Annotated in this window: 19 protein-coding genes; 3 read left to right on the forward strand and 16 right to left on the reverse strand. The window is 66.8% G+C overall.

Annotated features, from left to right (window positions below; translation table 11 throughout):
• Positions 1-6: 6 nt before the first annotated feature.
• The 7 genes from miaB to JW805_16845 form a co-directional block, all read right to left on the reverse strand.
• Positions 7-1,308, reverse strand: a complete 1,302-nt coding sequence (gene miaB / locus JW805_16815; GenBank protein ID MBN2973671.1) for a tRNA (N6-isopentenyl adenosine(37)-C2)-methylthiotransferase MiaB — start codon at positions 1,306-1,308, stop codon at positions 7-9.
• A 274-nt stretch (positions 1,309-1,582) separates the two neighbouring features.
• Positions 1,583-2,338 carry a 1-acyl-sn-glycerol-3-phosphate acyltransferase gene (locus JW805_16820; protein MBN2973672.1) on the reverse strand — a complete coding sequence of 252 codons (756 nt, stop codon included), beginning with the start codon at positions 2,336-2,338 and terminating at the stop codon, positions 1,583-1,585.
• Between the two features lie 135 nt (positions 2,339-2,473).
• Positions 2,474-2,896 (reverse strand): transcriptional repressor, encoded by a 423-nt coding sequence (locus tag JW805_16825; GenBank protein ID MBN2973673.1) that lies wholly within the window; start codon positions 2,894-2,896, stop codon positions 2,474-2,476.
• A 71-nt stretch (positions 2,897-2,967) separates the two neighbouring features.
• Positions 2,968-3,447 (reverse strand): GNAT family N-acetyltransferase, encoded by a 480-nt coding sequence (locus JW805_16830; GenBank protein MBN2973674.1) that lies wholly within the window; start codon positions 3,445-3,447, stop codon positions 2,968-2,970.
• A complete protein-coding gene (gene tsaB, locus JW805_16835; GenBank protein ID MBN2973675.1) occupies positions 3,444-4,079 on the reverse strand; it encodes a tRNA (adenosine(37)-N6)-threonylcarbamoyltransferase complex dimerization subunit type 1 TsaB in 636 nt (211 codons plus the stop codon). The genes JW805_16830 and tsaB overlap by 4 nt, the downstream gene beginning before the upstream one ends.
• A 4-nt stretch (positions 4,080-4,083) precedes the next feature.
• Positions 4,084-4,677, reverse strand: coding sequence for a malonic semialdehyde reductase (locus JW805_16840; GenBank protein ID MBN2973676.1), 594 nt, complete (start codon positions 4,675-4,677; stop codon positions 4,084-4,086).
• 130 nt (positions 4,678-4,807) lie between these two features.
• Complete coding sequence (locus tag JW805_16845) at positions 4,808-5,383, reverse strand: NifU family protein (GenBank protein MBN2973677.1); 576 nt, start codon at positions 5,381-5,383, stop codon at positions 4,808-4,810.
• Between the two features lie 115 nt (positions 5,384-5,498).
• Here JW805_16845 and JW805_16850 point away from each other — a divergent pair, with 115 nt between their 5' ends.
• Entirely contained in the window at positions 5,499-8,396 is a 2,898-nt protein-coding gene (locus JW805_16850; GenBank protein ID MBN2973678.1) for an insulinase family protein, read from the forward strand.
• Between the two features lie 130 nt (positions 8,397-8,526).
• Here JW805_16850 and JW805_16855 read toward each other — a convergent pair whose 3' ends face one another.
• The 7 genes from JW805_16855 to JW805_16885 all read right to left on the reverse strand — a co-directional run bounded on the left by JW805_16855 (position 8,527) and on the right by JW805_16885 (position 17,253).
• Positions 8,527-9,192: a DedA family protein gene (locus JW805_16855; GenBank protein ID MBN2973679.1), complete on the reverse strand. Its 666-nt coding sequence runs from the start codon at positions 9,190-9,192 to the stop codon at positions 8,527-8,529.
• Positions 9,193-9,373: 181 nt separating this feature from the next.
• Entirely contained in the window at positions 9,374-11,896 is a 2,523-nt protein-coding gene (gene ligD, locus JW805_16860) for a DNA ligase D (GenBank protein ID MBN2973680.1), read from the reverse strand.
• A gap of 1 nt (position 11,897) precedes the next feature.
• On the reverse strand, positions 11,898-12,791 hold the full coding sequence (locus tag JW805_16865) for a Ku protein (GenBank protein ID MBN2973681.1): 894 nt from the start codon (positions 12,789-12,791) through the stop codon (positions 11,898-11,900).
• 89 nt (positions 12,792-12,880) lie between these two features.
• On the reverse strand, positions 12,881-13,981 hold the full coding sequence (locus JW805_16870) for an ATP phosphoribosyltransferase regulatory subunit (protein MBN2973682.1): 1,101 nt from the start codon (positions 13,979-13,981) through the stop codon (positions 12,881-12,883).
• Positions 13,981-14,367 (reverse strand): endonuclease domain-containing protein, encoded by a 387-nt coding sequence (locus JW805_16875; protein MBN2973683.1) that lies wholly within the window; start codon positions 14,365-14,367, stop codon positions 13,981-13,983. Before JW805_16875 ends, JW805_16870 begins: the two co-directional genes overlap by 1 nt.
• Positions 14,368-14,418: 51 nt before the next feature.
• Positions 14,419-15,996, reverse strand: a complete 1,578-nt coding sequence (locus tag JW805_16880) for a phosphoglycerate dehydrogenase (protein ID MBN2973684.1) — start codon at positions 15,994-15,996, stop codon at positions 14,419-14,421.
• Positions 15,997-16,122: 126 nt separating this feature from the next.
• Positions 16,123-17,253 (reverse strand): phosphoserine transaminase, encoded by a 1,131-nt coding sequence (locus tag JW805_16885; protein MBN2973685.1) that lies wholly within the window; start codon positions 17,251-17,253, stop codon positions 16,123-16,125.
• 175 nt (positions 17,254-17,428) lie between these two features.
• On the opposite strand from JW805_16885, the gene JW805_16890 reads away from it, so the two are divergent.
• Both JW805_16890 and JW805_16895 read left to right on the forward strand, forming a co-directional pair.
• The gene (locus JW805_16890; protein MBN2973686.1) at positions 17,429-18,082 is read left to right on the forward strand and encodes an extensin family protein; all 654 of its coding nucleotides are present in this window, start codon (positions 17,429-17,431) and stop codon (positions 18,080-18,082) included.
• 25 nt (positions 18,083-18,107) lie between these two features.
• Positions 18,108-18,983, forward strand: a complete 876-nt coding sequence (locus JW805_16895; protein ID MBN2973687.1) for an LOG family protein — start codon at positions 18,108-18,110, stop codon at positions 18,981-18,983.
• Positions 18,984-19,246: 263 nt separating this feature from the next.
• Here JW805_16895 and JW805_16900 read toward each other — a convergent pair whose 3' ends face one another.
• The gene (locus tag JW805_16900; protein MBN2973688.1) at positions 19,247-19,636 is read right to left on the reverse strand and encodes a BLUF domain-containing protein; all 390 of its coding nucleotides are present in this window, start codon (positions 19,634-19,636) and stop codon (positions 19,247-19,249) included.
• 202 nt (positions 19,637-19,838) lie between these two features.
• On the reverse strand, positions 19,839-20,531 hold the full coding sequence (locus tag JW805_16905) for a cytochrome c family protein (GenBank protein MBN2973689.1): 693 nt from the start codon (positions 20,529-20,531) through the stop codon (positions 19,839-19,841).
• Positions 20,532-20,534: the final 3 nt, after the last annotated feature.

The following is a 20,534-nucleotide window of genomic DNA, read 5'->3' on the forward strand; positions in this document are numbered from 1 at the left end:
CCAGCGTCAGGCGGCAAGCGCGAGCACCGGCACGCCGGTCAGCGACACCGGCCCCGCCGCGGTGATCTCGACATCGAGCAGGGTGCCGATCGGGGGACCGTTCTCGACCACCACCGATTGCAGCCATGGCGATTTTCCGATCATCTGCCCCGGCTTGCGGCCCGGTCGTTCGATCAGGATCGTGCACCGCCGACCGACCGTCGCGGCGTTGAACGCCGCCTGATCGCGGCCGAGCGCGTCCTGCAGGCGCGCGAGGCGATCGACCATCACCTCCGGCGCGATCTGATCGGGCAGGTCCGCGGCGGGCGTACCGGGGCGCGGGCTGTACTTGAAGCTGAACGCCATCGCGTGGCGCACCTCGGCAACCAGGCTCAGTGTATCAGCGAACTCGGCTTCGGTCTCGCCGGGAAAGCCGACGATGAAGTCGCCCGACAGCGCGATATCGGGCCGCGCGACGCGGACGTTGTCCAGGATGCGCAGGTAGCTGTCGCGCGTGTGGCTGCGGTTCATCGCCTTGAGGATGCGGTCGTTGCCCGACTGCACCGGCAGATGGAGGAACGGCATCAGCGATTCGACGTCGCGGTGGGCGTCGATCAGCCCCTGCGTCATGTCGTTGGGATGGCTGGTCGTGTAGCGGATGCGCGCCAGGCCGGGGATGCGGTCGAGCGTGCGGATCAGGCTGCCCAGATCCTCGCCGTCCGAGCCCCACGCATTCACATTCTGCCCGAGCAGCGTGATTTCCTTGGCGCCGGCGTCGACCAGCGCCCTGGCTTCGTCGACGATCGCCGCGAACGGCCGGCTGATTTCGGCGCCGCGGGTATAGGGCACCACGCAATAGGTGCAGAATTTGTCGCAGCCTTCCTGCACGGTCAGGAACGCCGAGGGGCCGACGCGGCGGCGGGCGGGGAGCGCCCCGAACTTGCTGAGCGCAGGCATGTCGGTGTCGATCGTCGCAGCGCCCTTGGCCGCATCGGCGACCAGCTGCGGCAGATTGTGGTAGGCTTGCGGGCCGACGACGACGTCGACCTTCGCGCGGCGGACGATCTCCGCGCCTTCGGCCTGCGCGACGCAGCCGGCGACGGCGATCATCTGATTCGGGCGGTCCTTCTTCATCCGGCCGATGTCGGAATAGACCTTCTCGGTCGCCTTCTCGCGGATGTGACACGTGTTGAGCACGACCAGGTCGGCGTCCTCGCCGGTCGCGGCGGTATAGCCCGCCGCCGCCATCGCCTCGGCCATCCGCTCGCCGTCGTAGACGTTCATCTGGCAGCCGAAGGATTTGACGTGAAAGGTTTTTGGCACGGTCATGATGTGGCGCCTGTAGCGGTTTTGACAGGAGGCGGGAAGAAGAAGGGTTTTGTCACGCGAAGGCGCGAAGGCGCGAAGATTTTGGTTCACGCGGAGGCGCGGAGACGCGGAGGTGTCCCGCCCGCTGCGCCAGCAGCCTGTTATTAAGTCGAGCATCCGGGCGGCGCAGTTTGGGTTAAGAGAAGCACGCTGCCGCGCGCGATACACCTCTGCGCCTCGGCGCCTCCGCGTGAAATCACATCTTCTTCTTAGCGCCTTCGCGCCTTTGCGTGAATCAAACCTTCTTCTGAACCATCCGCGCCCGCGCCTCCGCCGCCACCGCCTTGCGGCCGGGATAGTCCGCCGGGTCGAACGAATCGAGAAAGGTCAGCGTCGCGGTGAAGGCGCCGCGCCGCGACAGGATGCGGCGGGCGTTGACCGCGCCGGGTTCGTCGCCCAGCCACGCCAGATCGGCCATCGCCGGGCCGTAATCGATCAGCACCGGCTGGACCAGGACGCCGGGCGGCGGAGGGTCGAGCACGGCGAGCAGCGCGGGCTTGAAGGGGAGCAGCGTCGTGCCGTCGCCGGTCGTGCCTTCGGCGAAGATCGTGATCGACCACACTTCCGCCAGTGCATCGCGCAGCTGGGCGATCTGGTCGGCGACGCCCATCCGCGCGGTGCGATCGACGAACAGCGTGCGATTGAGGCCGCAGAGCCAGCCGATCACCGGCACGTTCGCCAGGTCCGACTTGGCAACGAACGCGGTCCCGTTGCGCCCGGCGAGCAGCGGGATGTCGAGCCAGCTCAAGTGATTCGACAGGAAGACGACGTCGCGTTTGAGGGAACGACCGATCGTGCGGCGGCGGGCGCCGATGATCCATGCGACCGCTGCGAGGAAATACATCGGCCAGGGCGAGGAAAGGCGGAACAGCCGCCACAGGCCGTGGAACGGGAGCGCAAGGATCAGCGCAAGGGCGATGCCGGTCAGGCGGACGGCGAATCGGAGGTTCGCGGCAAGGGAGTAGCGGGGATGAAAGGCGGCGGCGGTCACCTGTTCCCCTCCACCGTCATCCCCGCGGAGGCGGGGATCAATTCTGGCTGACGTTTCGGCTTTATGACCATGTTCGGCGCCAATTTATTCCCGCCTTCGCGGGAATGACGATCGAAAGGTGGCGGGAGCCTGCCTTCAAACCTTCCTGTCGAGGCTGACGCCGTACAGCTCCATCCGGTGGTCGACCAACCGGAATCCCAGCCGCTCGGCGATCTGTTTCTGGAGCAGTTCCAACTCGGGATCGACGAACTCGATGACCTTGCCCGTCTCGACGTCGATCAGGTGATCATGATGCGCCTCGGGCGACGGCTCGTAGCGTGCGCGACCGTCGCCGAAGTCGTGGCGATCGAGGATCCCCGCCTCTTCGAACAGGCGGACGGTGCGATAGACGGTCGCGATCGAAATGCCCGGATCGATCGCCGAGGCGCGCTCATACACCTTCTCGACGTCCGGGTGATCCTCCGCCTCGGACAACACGCGCGCGATGACCTTGCGCTGTTCGGTGATGCGCAGGCCCTTCTGGTGACACAGGGCTTCGAGGTCGATCTTGCGAGGCATTCGGCTGATGTAAGGGATGCGCGCGCGGGTTGGAAGCGCAAGCGACTCGCAATTTGCAGGTGACCGGGGCGTCAGCCGGTCAGCGGCAGGGCATAGGTATGGGCATCGAACGCCTCGCCGGTCGGGCCGCGATAATAGGCGCGCCGCTGGCCGACCTGGGTGAACCCATGCGCGCGGTACAGGCCGAGCGCGGGGTTGCCGGCCCGCATTTCCAGGTGCAGCCGCTCGGCTTGCTTCTCCCGCGCGTCGGCGATGACGCTGCGCAGCAGCGTGCCACCGATGCCGCGTCCGCGCCGCTCGGGCTCGACCGCCAGCAACAGCAGCTCGCCATCGCCCGCCACCGCGCGCGCCATCGCAAAACCGACCAACGCCTGGCCCTCGCACGCCAGCGTCACCCATACGCCCTGCAGCGCGAGCATGCCGATACACTGCGCCGACGACCACGCCTCACCGAATCGCGGGTCGAACGCGCGGTTCATGATGTGGACGACGGCGTTCAGGTCGGTGACGTCGCCGCTGCGCAGATCGATCAGGCGCGGCGCCGTGCTCATCGCGACGCCTGCGGCCGTTCGACGCGGTTCACAGCAGGTTTTGCGTCGGGCGCGCGGCCATAGATCGGACGCGGCGGCAGCGTGCGCAGCGCTTCGGGCAGCAGGATCGCGCGCGCCGCCTCGGGCAATGCGTCGACCCCCCGTATGTCGACGAGCCAGCGCACGCCGGTGCCGATCGCAGGGCGCGCGCCGATCGCGGCTGCGGCCGCATCGGGCTTCAGCGAAGCGAGGGCGCCTGCGGGGGCGAGGGGGCGGTCATAGGCCTGCACGAACAGCTCACCGTGCCCGCCTTCGAGCACGACGGCAAGACCCTGCCAACCTATGTTATCCGCCAATCCCGCCGCGGCGATCAGTGCGGTCGAGCTATATCCGCTCACCGGCACGCCCCAGCCGATCCCCAGGCCGATCGCGGCGGCGATGCCGACCCGTACCCCGGTGAAGCTGCCCGGGCCGACATCGACCAGGATCGCATCCGCCCGGCCACCGTCCGGCAGCTCGGCGATCATCGGCACCAGCCGTTCGGCATGCCCGCGACCGACGACCTCATGGCACGCCGCCACGACGCGGCCGCCGTCGATCAGCGCGACCGAACAGGCCGCGGTCGCGGTGTCGATGACGAGCGTGCACGCCAAGGCGTCAGGCGATCCGGTTGAACTTGCCGAAATCGGGGCGCGGGCTGCGATCGAAGATCGTCGACGGGTCGCCGTATCCCAGGGTCGAGATGAAGTTGACCGTCACGCCCGGTTGGTCGGCAAAGAACGCCTTGTCCACCGCGCCGCCATCGAAGCCCGACATCGGCCCGGTATCGAGCCCGAGCGCCCGCGCGGCGATGATGAAATAAGCGCCCTGGAGCGAGGAATTGCGAAACGCCGAGGCCTTGCGCAATTCGAGGTTGCCGTCGAACCACGATTTCGCATCGGTGTGCGGGAAGAGTTCGGGCAGATGCTCGTGGAAATTCTCGTCCATGCCGATGACGACGCTGACCGGCGCCTTGCGGATCTTGTCGGCGTTGCTGTCGCTGGCACAGGCCGCGAGCTTCTCCTTAGCTTCGTCGCTGACGCACCAGACCAGGCGGGCGGGCAGCTGGTTGGCGGAGGTCGGACCGAACTTCATCAGATCCCAGATCGCGTGAAGCTTGTCCTCGCCAACGGCCTTGTCGAGGTAGCCGTTATAGGTCCGCGCGGCGCGGAAGATCGTGTCGAGCGCGGTATCGTCGAGCGGCTGGCCCATGTGCAGATTTCCTATCCCATCGTTCGTCATCCCCGCGCAGGCGGGGATCAATTCTGGCGGAGCGTGCGGCTGGAGTCGAACGGCCAGCCACAATATATCCCCGCCGTCGCGAGGATGATGATGTTGCTGCCTAGACCGCCCGCACCTCGGTCACTTCGGGCACATAATGACGCAGCAATTGCTCGATGCCCTGCTTCAGCGTCGCGGTGGACGAAGGGCAGCCCGAGCATGCGCCCTGCATCTGCAGATAGACCTTGCCCTTGTCGAACCCGCGATAGACGATGTCGCCGCCGTCGTTGGCGACCGCGGGGCGGACGCGGGTTTCGATCAGTTCGCGGATCTGCGCGACGATGTCGGCATCCTCGGGATCGTCACCGAAGCTCGCATCATCGCCCGGCACGCTGATCCCCGCGGCCGAACCCGGACGGAACAGCGGCATGTTCGCGCTGAAATGATCGAGCAGCACTGCCAGCACGTCGCCCTTCAGCCCCGCCCAGTCGACGCCGGGCGCTGCGGTGACGCTCACGAAGTCGCGGCCGAAGAATACGCCGGTCACGTCGCCCAGTCCGAACAGCGCATCGGCGAGCGGGGACGCCTCTGCCTCCTCCGGCGTCGCGAAATCGCGGGTGCCGGCGTCCATGACGGTGCGGCCGGGCAGGAATTTGAGCGTCGCCGGATTGGGCGTGCGTTCGGTTTCGATCAGCATGCCGCCCATGTGGGCCGGTCAGCCGACACGATCAAGCGCGCTTTCGCGAAACGCTTTGTTGCCCGGTGCGTGGTTCAGCTAGGCGCAAGGTTCGGGGCGGTCTAGGATGGCGGTGATGCTACGTCCTTCCCGGCTGAGCCGCGTCGCCTTTGCCACGCTCCCGTTCCTGCTGATCGCCGGCGCGCTGCCCGCGCAACAGGCCCCGCAACGCGCAGCAACGACGCAGGCGCCGCCCGTCACGGTCGACAAGAGCGCGTGGTTGTACAAGGGCAGCGACATCACCCCCGACCCGGACTGGCGGTTCGGAACGTTGCCGAACGGGCTGCGCTATGCCGTTCGCAAGAACGGGGTGCCGCCGGGGCAGGTGGCGATCCGGGTGCGAATGGACGTCGGCTCGCTGCATGAAAGGGACGACGAGCGCGGCTTCGCGCATCTGATCGAGCATCTGAGCTTTCGCGGCTCGGAACACGTTCCCGATGGCGAAGCGAAGCGCATCTGGCAGCGGATGGGCGTGACCTTCGGCGCTGATACCAACGCGTCGACCAGCTTCACCCAGACCGTCTACAAGCTCGATCTGCCCATGGCCAACCAGGACGGGCTCGACGAAAGCCTGAAGATCCTGGCGGGCATGATGGCCGGACCGAGCCTGACCCAGGCCGCGCTCGATGCCGAACGGCCGGTCGTGCTGTCGGAAGCGCGCGAGCAGCCCGGACCACAGGTGCGACTGGGCGATGCGACACGCGAAGTGTTCTTCGCCGGCCAGCCGCTCGCCAACCGCTCGCCGATCGGCACGACGGAGACGCTGTCGGGCGCGACCGCGGCGAGCGTGAAGGCGTTCCACGATCGCTGGTATCGTCCCGAACGCGCCGTCGTCGTCATCTCGGGCGACATGGACCCGGCGCTGTTCGAAGCCGCGATCGTCAAGAACTTCGCCGACTGGCGCGGCATCGGCCCGGCCGTTCCGGCACCCGATTTCGGCAGCCCCAGGCCCGCCAAGTCGGACACGGCGGCGCTGGTCGAGCCGCAGCTGCCGCCGCTCGTCAGCCTGGCGTGGCTGCGGCCGTGGACGGTCGGCGACGACACGGTGATCTTCAACCAGAAGCGGATGATCGACATGGTCGCCATCCGCATCGTCAACCGCCGGCTGGAAAGCCGGGCGCGCGGCGGGGGAAGCTTCATTTCGGCCGGCGCGAACCTCGAAGACATTTCGCGCTCGGCCAATGCGACGCTGATGAACATCCTGCCGCTCGGCAACGATTGGCAGACCGCGTTGAAGGACGTGCGCACGGGTATCGCCGACGCGATCGCGACGCCGCCGACGCAGGGCGAGATCGATCGCGAGCTGACCGAGATTCAGACCGCGATGAAGGCATCGGTCGACCAGGCGCGGGTCGAGGCAGGTGCGAAGAAGGCCGACGATCTGGTCGAGGCGGTCGATATCAAGGAAACCACGACCACCCCGCAGACCAGCCTGGGCATCCTGCAGGATGCGATCGCGAAAAAGATGTTCACGCCGGCCGCGGTGCAGGCATCGGCCAAGGCGGTGTTTTCAGGCGTTGCGCTGCGCGGCGTCGTCAATACGCCGCAACCACAGGAGAATGCCGCCGCGGCGCTGCAGGCTGCGCTGGCCGCCGAGGTGAAGCCCGGCACGGCGGCGGCGAGCAAGCTCGGCACGATCGGGTTCGACGCGCTGCCCAAGCTTGGGGCCCCGGGCAAGGTCGTCGCGCGCACGGTCGCCGTGAACGACCCGAAGATCGAGAAGGTGACGTTCGCGAACGGCGTGAACCTGCTGCTGTTCGAAAACCCGTCGGAGGCGAGCCGCGTCTACGTCCGCGTGCGCTTCGGCCGCGGGATCGCCGGGCTGCCGTCGGATCGCCAGACGCCGGCCTATGCCGGGGACCTGGCGCTGGCCGCCAGCGGGATCGGGAAGCTGGGGCAGGAGGAGATCGATCGCATCACCAGCGGCCGGCGAATCACACTCGACTTCGCGATCGACGAGGACGCGTTCCTGTTCGGCGCGACGACATCGGCCGAGGATCTGGCCGACCAGCTGAAGCTGATCGCCGCCAAGCTCGCTGCGCCGGGTTGGGACCCGAAGCCGGTGGCGCGTGCCAAGGCCGTGATGCTGGCGAGCTACGCGTCGATGGACGCGTCCCCCGACGGCGTTCTGGGGCGCGATCTCGACCGGTTGCTTCACGACGGCGACCCGCGCTGGGGCACACCGACACGCGTCGATTTGGAAAAGCTCGATGCAAAGTCCTTCCGCGCATTCTGGGAACCGATCCTGGCGAGTGGGACGATCGAAGTGCAGATCTATGGCGACATGAAATCCGATTCGGCGATCGCCGCGGTCGCATCATCGCTGGGCGCGCTGAAGCCGCGCAAGGAGGCCGCCGTCGCTACCGCGCCGATCCGCTTCCCGGCGCCGACCGCAACCCCCGTCGCGCGGACTCATGACGGGCGCGACACCCAGGCCGCAGCGGTCATCGCCTGGCCGACCGGCGGTGGTAGCGACGGCATCGCGACGGGTCGCAAGCTGGAGGTGCTGGCCGCGGTCTTCCGCGATCGGCTGCTGGACAGGCTGCGGTCGGCGGCGGGGATCAGCTATACGCCGAACGTGGCGTCCAGCTGGCCGGTCGGGCTCAGCGGCGGTGGGCGCATCATGGCGATCGGCAGCGTGCCGCCCGATAAAACCGGCTATTTCTTCGACCTGTCGCGCGAAATCGCCGCCGACCTGGTCGCCAAGCCGATCGACAACGACGAGCTGCGCCGCGCTCTGGTGCCGGTCGTCCAATATGTCGCGCGGCTGTCGACCGGAAACCAGTTCTGGCTGATGCAGACCGAGGGCGGCAGCTTCGATCCGAAGCGGCTCAAGGCGCTCGACACGATCGCGACCGACCTGACGACGATCACGCCGCAGGAATTGCAAGCGCTGGCGGCGAAATATCTGGTGCCGGCGAAGGCCTGGACGATGACGGTATTACCGAAGGATACGGCCAAGCCGGCGAAGTAATGCCGGAATCGGACTTTTGACCGTCATCCCCGCGGAGGCGGGGATCAGTTGTGGCTGGCTTTCGTGAGACCCACGACGTTCAGCGACTATTGATCCCCGCCTCCGCGGGGATGACGGTTGCTAGAGGACTTTACCCCTCAGCCCGATCGATCGCCGCCAGTTCCGCCTTGGACTTCCGGATCGCCTTCAACCGGTGACGGACGTACCAGATCACCGCCACAACGATCGCGACGCCGATCACCGCGTCGAGCGAATGGAAGACCGCCCGCACGCGGGGATCACCGTGCCACGCCTCGCCCAGTTCGCGCCCGACCCAGGCGAGCGCGAAGCAGAAGGGCCAGCTGCCGACGAAGGTGTAGATGTGGAACGGGACAAGCTTCATTCGCGCGACCCCTGCGGGGAAGGCGATGAAGGTGCGGATGACGGGCAGCAGGCGGCCGACGAACACCGCGGCCGATCCCCAGCGCGCAAAGAAACGATCCGCCGCATCGAGTTCGTCGGCACCGATCAGCAGATACTTGCCATAACGCAGCACGAACGGCCGCCCGCCGCGCTTGCCGACTTCATAGGCGACGATCGAACCGAGGTTGCACCCCAGCGCACCGGCGGTCGCGGCGAGCCAGATGTCCATCTTGCCCTGGCTGACCAGATAGCCGGCGAACGGCATGATGAGTTCGGATGGCAGCGGCACGCAGGCGCTTTCGATCGCCATGAGGAGCGCGACGCCCCAATAGCCGGTGGCTTCGATGACGCTGATGACGATGCCCGCGAGGAAGGACAGGATTTGTTCGACCATGGGTGCGCCAAGTGGCCGATGACGCAGGGAAAGGCCAGAGGCAAAGCGATGCAATGCGCCGCACTCTCGCATCCGTCATTCCCGCGAAGGCGGGAATCAATTCTGGCTGACCGTGCGGCTCTTTCCCTACAGTCAGCCAGAATTTATCCCCGCCTTCGCGGGGATGACGAGGGAGGGGGGCTTAAACCTCCGGCAGCACCTGGTCCGACACACCCCAATGAGTCAGTGATCGCCCGTTTGCACGGCTCAGCAGCGTATTGAGATCGCGCGGGGAGAATGCCGCCGGGCTATCGATATCGCCAAGTTCGCTCCACGTCACCGGCGTCGCCACGCCGGCGCCGGCGCGCGCACGGACGACGTAAGGAAGTACCGCGGTCGAGCCGCGCTGGTTGCGGAGCCAGTCGAGGAAGATCCGCCCCGTGCGCTCCGCCTTCTTCATGTTCGCGGTGAAGCGGTGGCCCTCGGCCTCGCCCAGCGCGCGCGCGAAGCGTTCGGCAAAGGATTTGACCGCCGGCCACTGCGCCTCCGGCTTCAGCGGCACGATGACATGGACGCCTTTGCCGCCCGACAGCATCGGGTAGCTGGTGAGGCCGATGTCGGCGAGGTGCTGCTTGATGTCCTCCGCCGCGCGCTTCACGTCGTCGAAGCCGAGGCCTTCGTCGGGGTCGAGGTCGAAGACCATCCGGTCGGGCTTCTCGACGTCGGAAACCAGGCTGCCCCAGCCGTGGAACTCGATCGTCCCCATCTGGACGCAGGCAAGCATCCCGTCGGCGCTGTCGACGTACAGATAGGGTTCGGTCGATCCGTCCTTTTCGCGAATGTCGACGTGGTGGACGTGGTCGCCGAACGATCCGGCATCGTGCTTCTGGAAGAAACACTGTTTCGCCCGCCCCTGCGGACAGCGGACCAGGCTGATCGGGCGGTTGGCGAGCCACGGCAGCATCGCGGGCGCCAGCGCCTCGTAATAGGCGGCGAGCTGCCCTTTCGTCAGCTTGCTGGTCGGGTCGATGATGCGGTCGGGGCTGCTGATCTTGACCGACGAGGTGGCGGTGGGGACGTCGGCGGGCTTCTCGGCGACCACTTCGTCGGCCGGCTTGTCCTCGCGCAACCCTAAGAAGCTCGCGTGGCGCACGACATCCTCGGCGGTGAATTCGGCAAAGGCAACCTCGGCGACAAGCTTCGGGCTCACCCAATGCGCCCCGCGCGCGGCGGCGCGAGGGACGTCGACCGAGGCGGTCTTGCGGGCGAGCGTGTCGAGCTTGGCGCGCAGGTCGAGCATCGTTTCGGTCGAGAAGCCCGTCCCCACTTTCCCCGCATAGCGTAAGCCCTCCGGACCGTTCAGCCCGAGCAGCAACGCACGAAACCCGCGACCCGCCTTGTCGCTTTCCGACCAGCCGACGATGACGAATTCCTGGCGCAGGGTGCATTTCGTCTTCACCCAGCCCTTGGTCCGGGTGCCGCGATACGGGGCGTCGGCCTGTTTCGAGACAACGCCTTCGAACCCTTCCGCACACATCGCCTCGAACAGCTTTTCGCCCGATCCGACGACGTGTTCGGAATAGCGCAGCGTATCGTCGGCGCCGTCGAACAGCGGGCGAAGGCGGTCCTTTCGTTCGACGAGGGGACGGGCAGCGATATCTTCGCCGTCGAGCTCGAGCAGATCGAACGCGAACATCGCGAGGCCGTTGCCGCCGTTGGAAATCGCCTCCTGCAGCGTCGAGAAGTCGGGCTTGCCGTCCTTGAACGCGACGATCTCGCCGTCGATCAGCGCGCTGTCGACGGGCAGCTGCGCCGCGGCGGCGGCGACCCCGGGGAATTTCTCGGTCCAGTCCAGCCCAGTGCGGGTGTAGACCTTCGCCTTGCCTCCGGCGACCGCGACCAGCGCGCGGTAGCCGTCGTATTTCATCTCGTGGAGCCAGCCGTTGCCGGTCGGCACGCTGTCGACGAGGGTGCAGAGTTGCAGCGGGCGGAATTTGGGTGGCGCTGATCCTCCCCGGCGCGGGGAGGGGGGCTTGCGCGAGCGAGTCGTGCGCGGCCCTCCCCCTCCACCACCAGCTTCGCTGGCGGTCCCCCTCCACGTGCCGGGGAGGATCTTGTGCGGCGGCCAGGTCTTCAGGGTCTTGGCCTTTTTGCCCTCGGCGATTTCCTGCATCGTCCGACCGGTCTTCACGCTGGTCAGCCCGGCTTCGACCAGTTCATCGGCGCCGCCTGCGTCCGCATCGTCGATCTTGCGAAGCAGCCAGTTCTCGCGTTTCTCCTTGCCGCGGGGCTTCAGGCGGATGAGCAGCCATTCGCCGCGCATGCGTTCGCCCTGCAACACGAAATGCAGATGTCCTTTCTCCAGGTCCTTCGCACTTTTGCCCTCGATCGGCGCCCAGAGACCATCGTCCCACAGCATGACCGTGCCGCCGCCATATTCGCCCTTGGGAATGGTCCCTTCGAAATCGGCGTAGGACAGCGGGTGATCCTCGGTCCGCACCGCCAGCCGCTTTTCCGCCGGGTCGAGGCTCGGCCCGCGCGTCACCGCCCAGCTTTTGAGCACGCCATCGAGTTCAAGCCGGAAATCCCAGTGCAGCCGCGTCGCGTCATGCTTCTGCACCATGAAGCGGTTGCCGGTTCCGGCCGCGATCTCGCCTGCGGGCTCGGCAGTCTTCGCGAAGTCGCGCTTGGCGTTGTATTTCTCGAGAGGGTCGGGCTTCGCCATTTCAGGCGCGCTTCTTCGCCGGTGCCTTCTTGGCCGGCGCCTTGGCGGCAGGCTTGCGCGCGGGCGCCTTCTTCGCGGGGGTAGCCTTGGCGGTCGTCGTCCCGCCCTTCCCCTCCAGCGATTTCTTCAGCGCCGCCATCAGGTCGACGACGTTGCCGCCCGATGGTCGCGCGCCGCTGTCGGGGTCCTCGATGATCTTGCGGCCCTTCGCCTTTTTCTTGCGTTCGATCAGGTCCTTCAACGCATCGACATAGCGGTCGTGGAATTCCTGCGGATCGAACTTCGCGGTCTTCTTGTCGATCAGCGTGGAGGCGAGGTCGAGCAGGTCGGCGTCGGGCTCGTCATCGGGAATGTCGCGGAAATAGCCCTGCGCCTTGTTGACTTCGTCGGCGTAGCGCAGCGTCTCCAGCACCATGCCGCGGCCGCACGGCTTCAGGCTGACGACATATTCGCGGCCGCGCATCGCGAGTTGTCCGAGCCCGACCTTACGCGCCTTGCGCAGCGCCTCGCGCAGCACGATGAACGCCTCTTCCGCCAGGTCGTCGGCGGGGACGACGAAATAGGGGCGTTCGTAGTAAAGCACGTCGATCTCGTCGGCATCGACGAACTGGGTCAGCTCCAGCGTCTTCTTCGATTCGAGCTTCACCGCGTCGATCTCGTCCTGTTCGAGCAGGACATATTCGTCCTTCGACAGCGCGAAGCCCTTCACGATCTCGTCGGTGTCGACGGGTCCTAAGCCGGGCACCACCTTTTCGTACTTCACCCGCTTACCGCTGGGTTCGTGGACCTGATGAAAGGCGATCTGGGCGCCCGATTTGGTCGCCGAATAGATTTCCACCGGGATCGACACGAGCGCGAGCCGGATCTGTCCCTGCCAATAGGCGCGTGCGGCCATATGCGTCGGCTCCGTCGTTGCGAGGCCGATTCAATTGTCGGACGGCGATTCGGGTTCCCGCAGAGGGCCGGAGGACTCGCTGTCCTACGTTAAGCGCCGGCCAACTCCGCGCGACCACCAAGCCAGACATGGGTGCACAACTGCGCCTCGGGCGTATCGGTCGCCTCCAGCGCAGCGACCGTTACCCAGCCTTCGCTACGCAGCTTGGCGCCTTCGGCCGGGTCGGTGCCGACCGGCAGGAACAGCCGCCGCCGCTCGGGCGTGCGCGCCAGGCTGCCCAGCACGGGATCGAGGAACAGCGACATGCCGACCGCGGGTTCCTCGCGGCCGTCGGCGTGCAGGATGACATAGCTGCCGCCGCGCCCGATCTCGCGCAGCGCACCGGCCGCGAAGATCGAGAAGCCGAACCAGCTCTGATATTCGAAGCCGTGGCGTTCGGTCGGATCGAGCGTCAGCTGGGTGCCGGCGGGCAGCGCTGCGGCGATCTGTTCCAGCCCGTCGATGCGGCCTGCCAGCGCGCCGCCGGTGTCGTGCGCGCGCAGCCGCGCGATGGCGGCATCGAACGGGCCGGCGGCCTCAATCAGTGGCAGGTACGTCGCATCGATCGCAGCGACGCGTCCGGCGTCCTTCGCATCGAGCGCTTCGCGGAGCTCGGTCAGGCGCGCATCGGGCCAGTTCTCGGCCAGCGTCGGCACCAGGTCGGGCAAAGTGAAGTCGACCGACACGCCGGCGATTCCCGCCTGGGTCAGCGCCTCGACCGCGACCGACACGACCTCGCGCGCGGCGGCGACCGAATCGAGGCCGATCAGCTCGATGCCCAACTGACGCATCGCGCGCGCAGGGTTGAGGTCGCTGCCGCGCAGTTTCAGCACCGGGCCGGCGTAGGAGAGGCGCAAGGGGCGCGGATGATGGCCCATGCGCGTCGCAGCTATGCGGCCGACCTGTGCGGTGATATCCGGCCGGATCGCCAGATTGCGCTGCGACACGGGATCGACGAACCGCACCGCGCCGTGGGCACCGCCCGCCTTCAGCCGCGCGCTGAGTTCATCCTCGAACTCGGCGAGCGGCGGGTCGACCTGCTCGTATCCGTACCCGCGCGCGACATCGAGCACGCCCCGCTCGATCCGCGCGGCGACATCCGCCAGCGGCGGCAGGCGATCGTCGAACCCTTCAGGGAGGAGGCCGGTCACTATAGCCCTCTCCCCTGCGGGGAGAGGATTGGGAGAGGGGCAGACGTCACGGCACCCAGGATCGTTTGCAGAACCCCGTCCAAATTCGTCATCACATCAGCATTGGTAAAGCGCAGCACGCGATAGCCCTGTCTTTCAAGCACAGCGGTCCGCCGCGCGTCGTAAGCCTCGCTAATGGCGTGCGTGTCGCCGTCAACCTCGATGACAAGGTTGTGGCTGCGGGCAACGAAGTCGGGGATGGCGCGGCCGCGGACAGTTTGGCGGACGAACTTGATGCCGTTCAGGCGTTTGGCGCGGATGGCGAGCCAGAGACGGGTTTCGGGTTCGGTCATTCCGAAGCGGAGGGCACGGGCTCGCTTCAACAACTCCCTGTCGATTTGCGGCACGGCCCCTCTCCCAACCCTCTCCCCATAGGGGAGAGGGCTTTTATGTGGGACTCAGAACGACAGCGCCATCGCGGTCTTCACCCCGCCCAGCGCCTTGACCTTTGCCAGCAGGTCCGGCGTCACCGCTTCGTCGACCGACAACAACAGCACCGCCTCGCCACCGGCTTCGCGGCGACCGAGGTGGAAGGTGCCGATGTTGACGCCCGCTTCGCCCAGCAGCGAGCCGAGACGCCCGATGAAGCCCGGTGCGTCCTCGTTCACGACATACAGCATGTGACCGACCAGATCGGCCTCGACCTTGATCCCGAACAGCTCGACCAGCCGCGGGGCGCGGTTGCCGAACAGGGTGCCGGCGACCGAGCGTTCGCCCGCGTCCGTCTTCACCGACACGCGCAACAGCGTGTGGTAATCGCCTTCGCGTTCCGTGCGGACCTCGCGCACTTCGATGCCGCGTTCCTTGGCCAGGAACGGCGCGTTGACCATGTTCACCGTGTCGGTCTGGGTGCGCAGGAAGCCCGCCAGAACTGCGCTGACGATCGGCTTCTGGTTGACCTCGGCGGCAGCCCCCTCGCTGTGGATCGAGATGCGCGGGATGGCGCCGGTCGACAGCTGGCCCACCAGCGAACCCAGCTTTTCGGCGAGCGCCATGTACGGCTTCACCCGCGGCGCTTCCTCGGCCGAGATCGATGGCGAGTTGAGCGCGTTGGTGACGCCGCCGGTCATCAGGAAGTCGGCCATCTGCTCGGCGACCTGGATCGCGACATTGACCTGCGCTTCGCTGGTCGAGGCGCCCAGGTGCGGGGTCGCGACGAAGTTCGGGGTGCCGAACAGCGCATGTTCCTTGGCCGGTTCGGTCACGAACACGTCGAGCGCGGCGCCGGCGATGTGGCCCGAATCGAGCAGCTCCTTCAGCGCCGCCTCGTCGATCAGCCCGCCGCGCGCGCAGTTGATGATGCGCACGCCCTTCTTGGTCTTGGCAAGGTTTTCGGCCGACAGGATGTTGCGGGTCTGGTCGGTCAGCGGGGTGTGGAGCGTGATGAAGTCGGCGCGCGCCAGCAGCTGGTCGAGCTCGACCTTCTCGACGCCCAGTTCCACCGCGCGCTCGGGCGACAGGAACGGATCGAAGGCGATGACCTTCATCCTGAGACCCAGCGCACGGTCGGCGACGATCGAGCCGATGTTGCCCGCGCCGATCAGGCCCAAGGTCTTGCCGGTCACTTCGACGCCCATGAAGCCGTTCTTCGGCCACGTCCCCGCCTGGGTCTGCGCATTGGCTTCGGGCAGCTGGCGGGCGAGCGCGAACATCAGCGCAATGGCGTGTTCGGCGGTGGTGATCGAGTTGCCGAAGGGGGTGTTCATCACCACCACGCCCTTGGCCGACGCGGCGGGGATATCGACGTTGTCGACGCCGATGCCGGCGCGGCCGACGACCTTCAGGTTGGTGGCGGCGTCGAGGATCGCCTTCGTCACCTTGGTCGAGCTGCGGATGGCGAGCCCGTCGTAATCGCCGATGATCGCGATCAGTTCTTCGGGCGTCTTGCCGGTGATCTCGTCGACCTCGACGCCGCGCTCACGGAAGATCTGCGCGGCCTTGGGGTCCATTTTGTCGCTGATGAGGACTTTGGGCATGTCGGTTCCTTGGCTCCCTCTCCCCTTCGGGGGAGAGGGTCGGGGAGAGGGGAATTCTGCTATCGTGGGAGATGAGGCACGGCCCCTCTCCCAACCCTCTCCCCTGATGGGAAGAGGGCTATAAGGTCAGCCCGCTTTCGCGGTCGCGTAGGCCCAGTCGAGCCACGGGCCGAGCGCTTCGATATCGGCGGTGTCGACGGTCGCGCCGCACCAGATGCGCAGGCCCGGGGGGGCGTCACGGTAGCCGGCGACATCGTACGCCGCGCCGACCTTTTCGAGCGCGCCGGCCATCGTCTTGATGAACGCCTCGTCGGCGCCGGCAACGGTCAGGCACACGCTGGTCTTCGACCGCGAAGCTTCGTCCTGCGCGAGATGGCCCAGCCAGTCGCGCTCGGCGACGATCCTGTCGAGCGCCGCTGCGTTCGCGTCCGACCGCGCGATCAGCCCGCCCTCGCCCAGCGACTTGGCCCATTCCAGACTGGCGATACAGTCCTCGACGGCCAGCATCGACGGCGTGTTGATCGTCTCACCCTTGAAGATGCCTTCGGTGAGCTTGCCCTTCGAGACGAGGCGGAAAACCTTCGGCAGCGGCCAGGCCGGGGTGTAGCTTTCCAGCCGCTCGACCGCGCGGGGGCCGAGGATCAGGACGCCGTGGCCGCCTTCGCCGCCCAGCACCTTTTGCCAGCTGAAGGTCGCGACATCGATCTTGTCCCACGGCAGGTCGTAGGCGAACACCGCGCTCGTTGCGTCGGCGAAGCTGAGACCTTCACGGGTCTCGGCAATCCAGTCGCCGTTCGGCACGCGCACGCCGCTGGTGGTGCCGTTCCAGGTGAAGAGAACGTCGTTCGACCAGTCGACCGCATCCAGGTCCGGCAGCTGGCCGTAATCGGCGCGCAGGACGGTGGGGTCGAGCTTCAGCTGCTTGACCGCATCGGTGACCCAACCTTCACCGAAGCTTTCCCACGCCAGCGTCGTGACGGGGCGTGCGCCCAACATCGTCCACATCGCCATTTCGAACGCGCCGGTATCCGAACCGGGCACGATGCCGATGCGATGGGTCTCGGGCAGGCGCAGCAGCTCGCGCATCAGGTCGATGCAATATTGGAGGCGCGCCTTGCCGATCTTCGAGCGGTGCGAGCGGCCGAGCGATTCGGTAGCGAGATGTTCGGGGGCCCAGCCCGGCGGCTTCGCGCAGGGGCCGGAAGAGAAAAACGAACGCGCCGGCTTCACCGCCGGGGCGACAGGTAGTTCAGTCATGTAGACTCTCCTCACAGAGAGCACGCGCGGCGTTGGGACCGCGTGGCCCGTCGGCGGCCCTAACGAAGCTTGAGCGCCTGTCAAACGTAACATCGGTTACGATTGCGTCCGGCCGGTGGCGCGGCGCGACGAAGCCCGCGTGACAAAGCGCGTTCCGCCTCCGATGATTGCGCCCGTGTTCCGGTTCCTCGCGCTCGTCCTCGCCCTGTTTCTCGCTGCGTGCGGCAGCGGACGCCCGCAACAGCCTGCCCGCCCGGCCGGCGCGCCGCCCGTCACGCTCAACCAGCCGCCCAGCCGGGCGACGCAACAGTGTTTCGCCGACCTGTCGCGCGAGAACGTGCGCTACTCGCCGCTGCCCGATCGCGACATCGGCGGCGGGTGCCTGCTGGTCGGCACCGTCCAGCTGATCGATTACGGCGTCCCGACGACCAATTTGAAGGCGATGGCCTGCCCGCTTGCCCGCACCTTCACCGCCTGGGTGCGCAACGGCGTGGTTCCGGCAGGCCGAGAAATCCTGGGCAGCGAGGTACGCAAGGTGGAGACGTTCGGCACCTATGCCTGCCGCAACCGCGTCGGCACTGCGACGTCGAGGCTTTCCGAACATGCCACCGGTAACGCCGTCGACATCGCCGCCTTCGTACTGGCCGACGGGCGTCGGATCACGATCGAACGCGACTGGCGGACGACGGACCCCGACGTCCAGCAATTCCTGGCCGTCATCCGCCAATCGGCCTGCCGCCGGTTTCGCACCGTGCTGTCGCCCGACTATAACGCAGCGCATTACAACCACCTCCACCTCGATCTGGGCGGTGCTGCATTGTGCCGGTAGCGAAACGCGCGTAACCCTCCCGAAAATGACAGATACCAAAGTACCAGAGCGCGTCTTTCCGCGCGCGAAACAGGATGCCGAGACCGCCAAGCAGGGCGTGTCGACCCCCCAGACCGAGCATCCGTCCTACCGCCTCGCCTTCCAGGACATGGACTTCCTGTTGCGCGAAGACCTGCGACCGGTGCGCTTCCAGCTCGAGCTGCTAAAGCCCGAACTGATCCTGGAAGAAGCGAAGATCGCCTCGACCTTCGTGTTCTACGGTTCGGCGCGTATTCCCGAACCCGAGAAGGCGCGCGCGCTGCTCGACGCCGCCCCCGCCGACGGCCCGGCGCGCAAAATCGCCGAAAAGCTGGTCGAGAAGTCGAAATATTACGACGTCGCGCGGGAGCTGGCGCAAAAGGTCAGCAACTTCCCGCTCGACGAGGCGGGAATGCGCCACTTCGTCGTATGTTCGGGCGGCGGACCATCGATCATGGAGGCGGCGAACCGCGGCGCGGCGGACGTGGGCGCCGATTCGGTCGCGCTGAACATCGTTCTGCCGCACGAGCAGGCGCCCAATCCCTATGTCACGCCGGCGCTGAGTATGCAGTTCCACTATTTCGCGCTGCGCAAGATGCACTTCCTGCTCCACGCCCGCGCGCTGGCTGCCTTCCCGGGCGGGTTCGGCACGTTCGATGAGCTGTTCGAGCTGCTGACGCTGATCCAGACCGGCAAGATCAAGCCGATGCCGGTCCTGCTGTTCGGCCGTGCCTTCTGGGAACGCGTCGTCAATTTCCCCGCGCTGGTGGAAGAGGGCGTGATTTCCGAGAAGGACCTGTCGCTGTTCACCTATTGCGAGACGGCGGAGGAAGGCTGGGAGGTCGTGCGCAAGCACTACGCGGAGCATGATCCGACGCTCTGAGCGGGCGGCCGCCGGGTTTGCGCAAGCAAACCCGCGGACGCGCCACGTCGGGCAGCGGTGCCGGCGCAGCCGGCTCCGTCTGACGACGTGGCGTCCCCGAAAGTCGCGAAGTTCACGCCAAACGCGTTTTCCGCAGCCTAAACCGCGGCCGACGAAAACCCAATCCCGACAATGCCAAAGAGCGCGTAGCGGCTTAGCCTAGCGCGGGATCTCCAACATTAATCCAACAAAATGTCGCGTTCGTGGGCGTGTACGTTTGCCACTTATCCCACGAAAAACCGCGCCACCTCCGGATCGACGTTGCGCAGCAGCAGCCGGAGGCGCTGTTCGGCATCCTGCGGGTGATCGCCCGGCAGACCGGCCATCGCCCAATCGGCGAACTGGCGGTCGGTGACGCCGCGATCGTCGAGGATCTGGATGTCGCAGTGGCGGGTATCGCGGCGGATGCGATCGAACGCTTCGTCGATGCTGTCCGACGGCCCTTCGAGCACCTGAAGATAGCGATCGCCCTGGCTCCAGAGGATGCCCGAAATGCCGTCCATCCCATTATTCCGGCGGGATTCGGCGAGGATATCGTGCTTGTCCTCGCGCGGGTCGTGACCGACTGCGCGGCTGGAATAGATCAGGCGGCGAAGAGACGTAGTAGCGAGCATTGATGCAAATTAGTCGCTGGCGGGACGTTTCAGAAGAGGCGATTTTCATGCGCCGTGCGGCTGCAAGGAAAAAGCCGGGGTGATGGCCCCGGCTTCGTGTATTTACGTATATCTGCCACGCCGTCAGACGCGACGGCTGCGCCGCCGCGCTGCCGTCGTGGCGCGTGCGCGGGTCAGCTTTCGCCAACCCGACGGCCGCCCGTTATTTCGGCGCGCGCTCGGCTGCTGCCGGATCGACCGACGGTGCGCCGCTGGCCGGGGTCGCGGCGTTCTGGACGTCGGCAGTGTTGCCGAGCGTGCCGGCGCCGTCCTTGTTGGTCGCGGTATCCGGCGTCGGGGTGCCCTCCGCCGGCGCTGCGTCGGCAGCCGGGGCGGCGGGGAGCGGCAGGTTCGAACCCTGCGAATTGAGGTATGCGATCACGTTCGCGCGCTCCTCGGCATTGCCGAGACCGGCGAAGGTCATCTTGGTGCCGTCGGCAAACTTGCGGGGGCTCTTCAGCCAGGCATCCATCGCGTCGAACGTCCAGGTGCCGCCCTTTGCCTTCAGCGCTTCGGAGAAGGCGAAGCCGCCCTTACCCTGCGCGATCGCTTCACCCATGGTCGCCCACAGGTTCGGGCCGACGCCGTTCGCCCCACCCTGGTTGATCGTGTGGCAGGCCGCGCATTTGGCAAAGCTCGCCTGGCCCTTGGCCACGTCGGCGGTGGCCAGACGGGCCGCGATCGGTGCTTCGGCCGAACCGCCGCCGGCGCCGCCTTCTTCGACACCCTCGATCGGATAGCCCATCTTTTCCGGGCGACCGCCGTGGAACGCCATGCCGCTCGCGATCGACAGCCCGAGGGCGCAGACGCAGCCTGCCAGCACCCAGCCCGCGATGGTGTTGCTCCGATTGTCCATTGC

Source organism: Roseomonas aeriglobus, from assembly GCA_016937575.1.
Classification (GTDB): Bacteria; Pseudomonadota; Alphaproteobacteria; order Sphingomonadales; family Sphingomonadaceae; genus Sphingomonas; species Sphingomonas aerigloba.

What these genes read in the sequence shown, in the direction of transcription:
- ligD (MBN2973680.1), bottom strand. Translation starts at nt 11,896, where the DNA reads ATGGCGAAGCCCGACCCTCTCGAGAAATACAACGCCAAGCGCGACTTC.
- JW805_16895 (MBN2973687.1), top strand. Translation starts at nt 18,108, where the DNA reads ATGACAGATACCAAAGTACCAGAGCGCGTCTTTCCGCGCGCGAAACAG.
- JW805_16905 (MBN2973689.1), bottom strand. Translation starts at nt 20,531, where the DNA reads ATGGACAATCGGAGCAACACCATCGCGGGCTGGGTGCTGGCAGGCTGC.
- JW805_16885 (MBN2973685.1), bottom strand. Translation starts at nt 17,253, where the DNA reads ATGACTGAACTACCTGTCGCCCCGGCGGTGAAGCCGGCGCGTTCGTTT.
- JW805_16900 (MBN2973688.1), bottom strand. Translation starts at nt 19,636, where the DNA reads ATGCTCGCTACTACGTCTCTTCGCCGCCTGATCTATTCCAGCCGCGCA.
- JW805_16865 (MBN2973681.1), bottom strand. Translation starts at nt 12,791, where the DNA reads ATGGCCGCACGCGCCTATTGGCAGGGACAGATCCGGCTCGCGCTCGTG.
- JW805_16840 (MBN2973676.1), bottom strand. Translation starts at nt 4,677, where the DNA reads ATGGGCCAGCCGCTCGACGATACCGCGCTCGACACGATCTTCCGCGCC.
- JW805_16855 (MBN2973679.1), bottom strand. Translation starts at nt 9,192, where the DNA reads ATGGTCGAACAAATCCTGTCCTTCCTCGCGGGCATCGTCATCAGCGTC.
- miaB (MBN2973671.1), bottom strand. Translation starts at nt 1,308, where the DNA reads ATGACCGTGCCAAAAACCTTTCACGTCAAATCCTTCGGCTGCCAGATG.
- JW805_16825 (MBN2973673.1), bottom strand. Translation starts at nt 2,896, where the DNA reads ATGCCTCGCAAGATCGACCTCGAAGCCCTGTGTCACCAGAAGGGCCTG.
- JW805_16830 (MBN2973674.1), bottom strand. Translation starts at nt 3,447, where the DNA reads ATGAGCACGGCGCCGCGCCTGATCGATCTGCGCAGCGGCGACGTCACC.
- JW805_16850 (MBN2973678.1), top strand. Translation starts at nt 5,499, where the DNA reads ATGCTACGTCCTTCCCGGCTGAGCCGCGTCGCCTTTGCCACGCTCCCG.
- JW805_16880 (MBN2973684.1), bottom strand. Translation starts at nt 15,996, where the DNA reads ATGCCCAAAGTCCTCATCAGCGACAAAATGGACCCCAAGGCCGCGCAG.
- JW805_16845 (MBN2973677.1), bottom strand. Translation starts at nt 5,383, where the DNA reads ATGCTGATCGAAACCGAACGCACGCCCAATCCGGCGACGCTCAAATTC.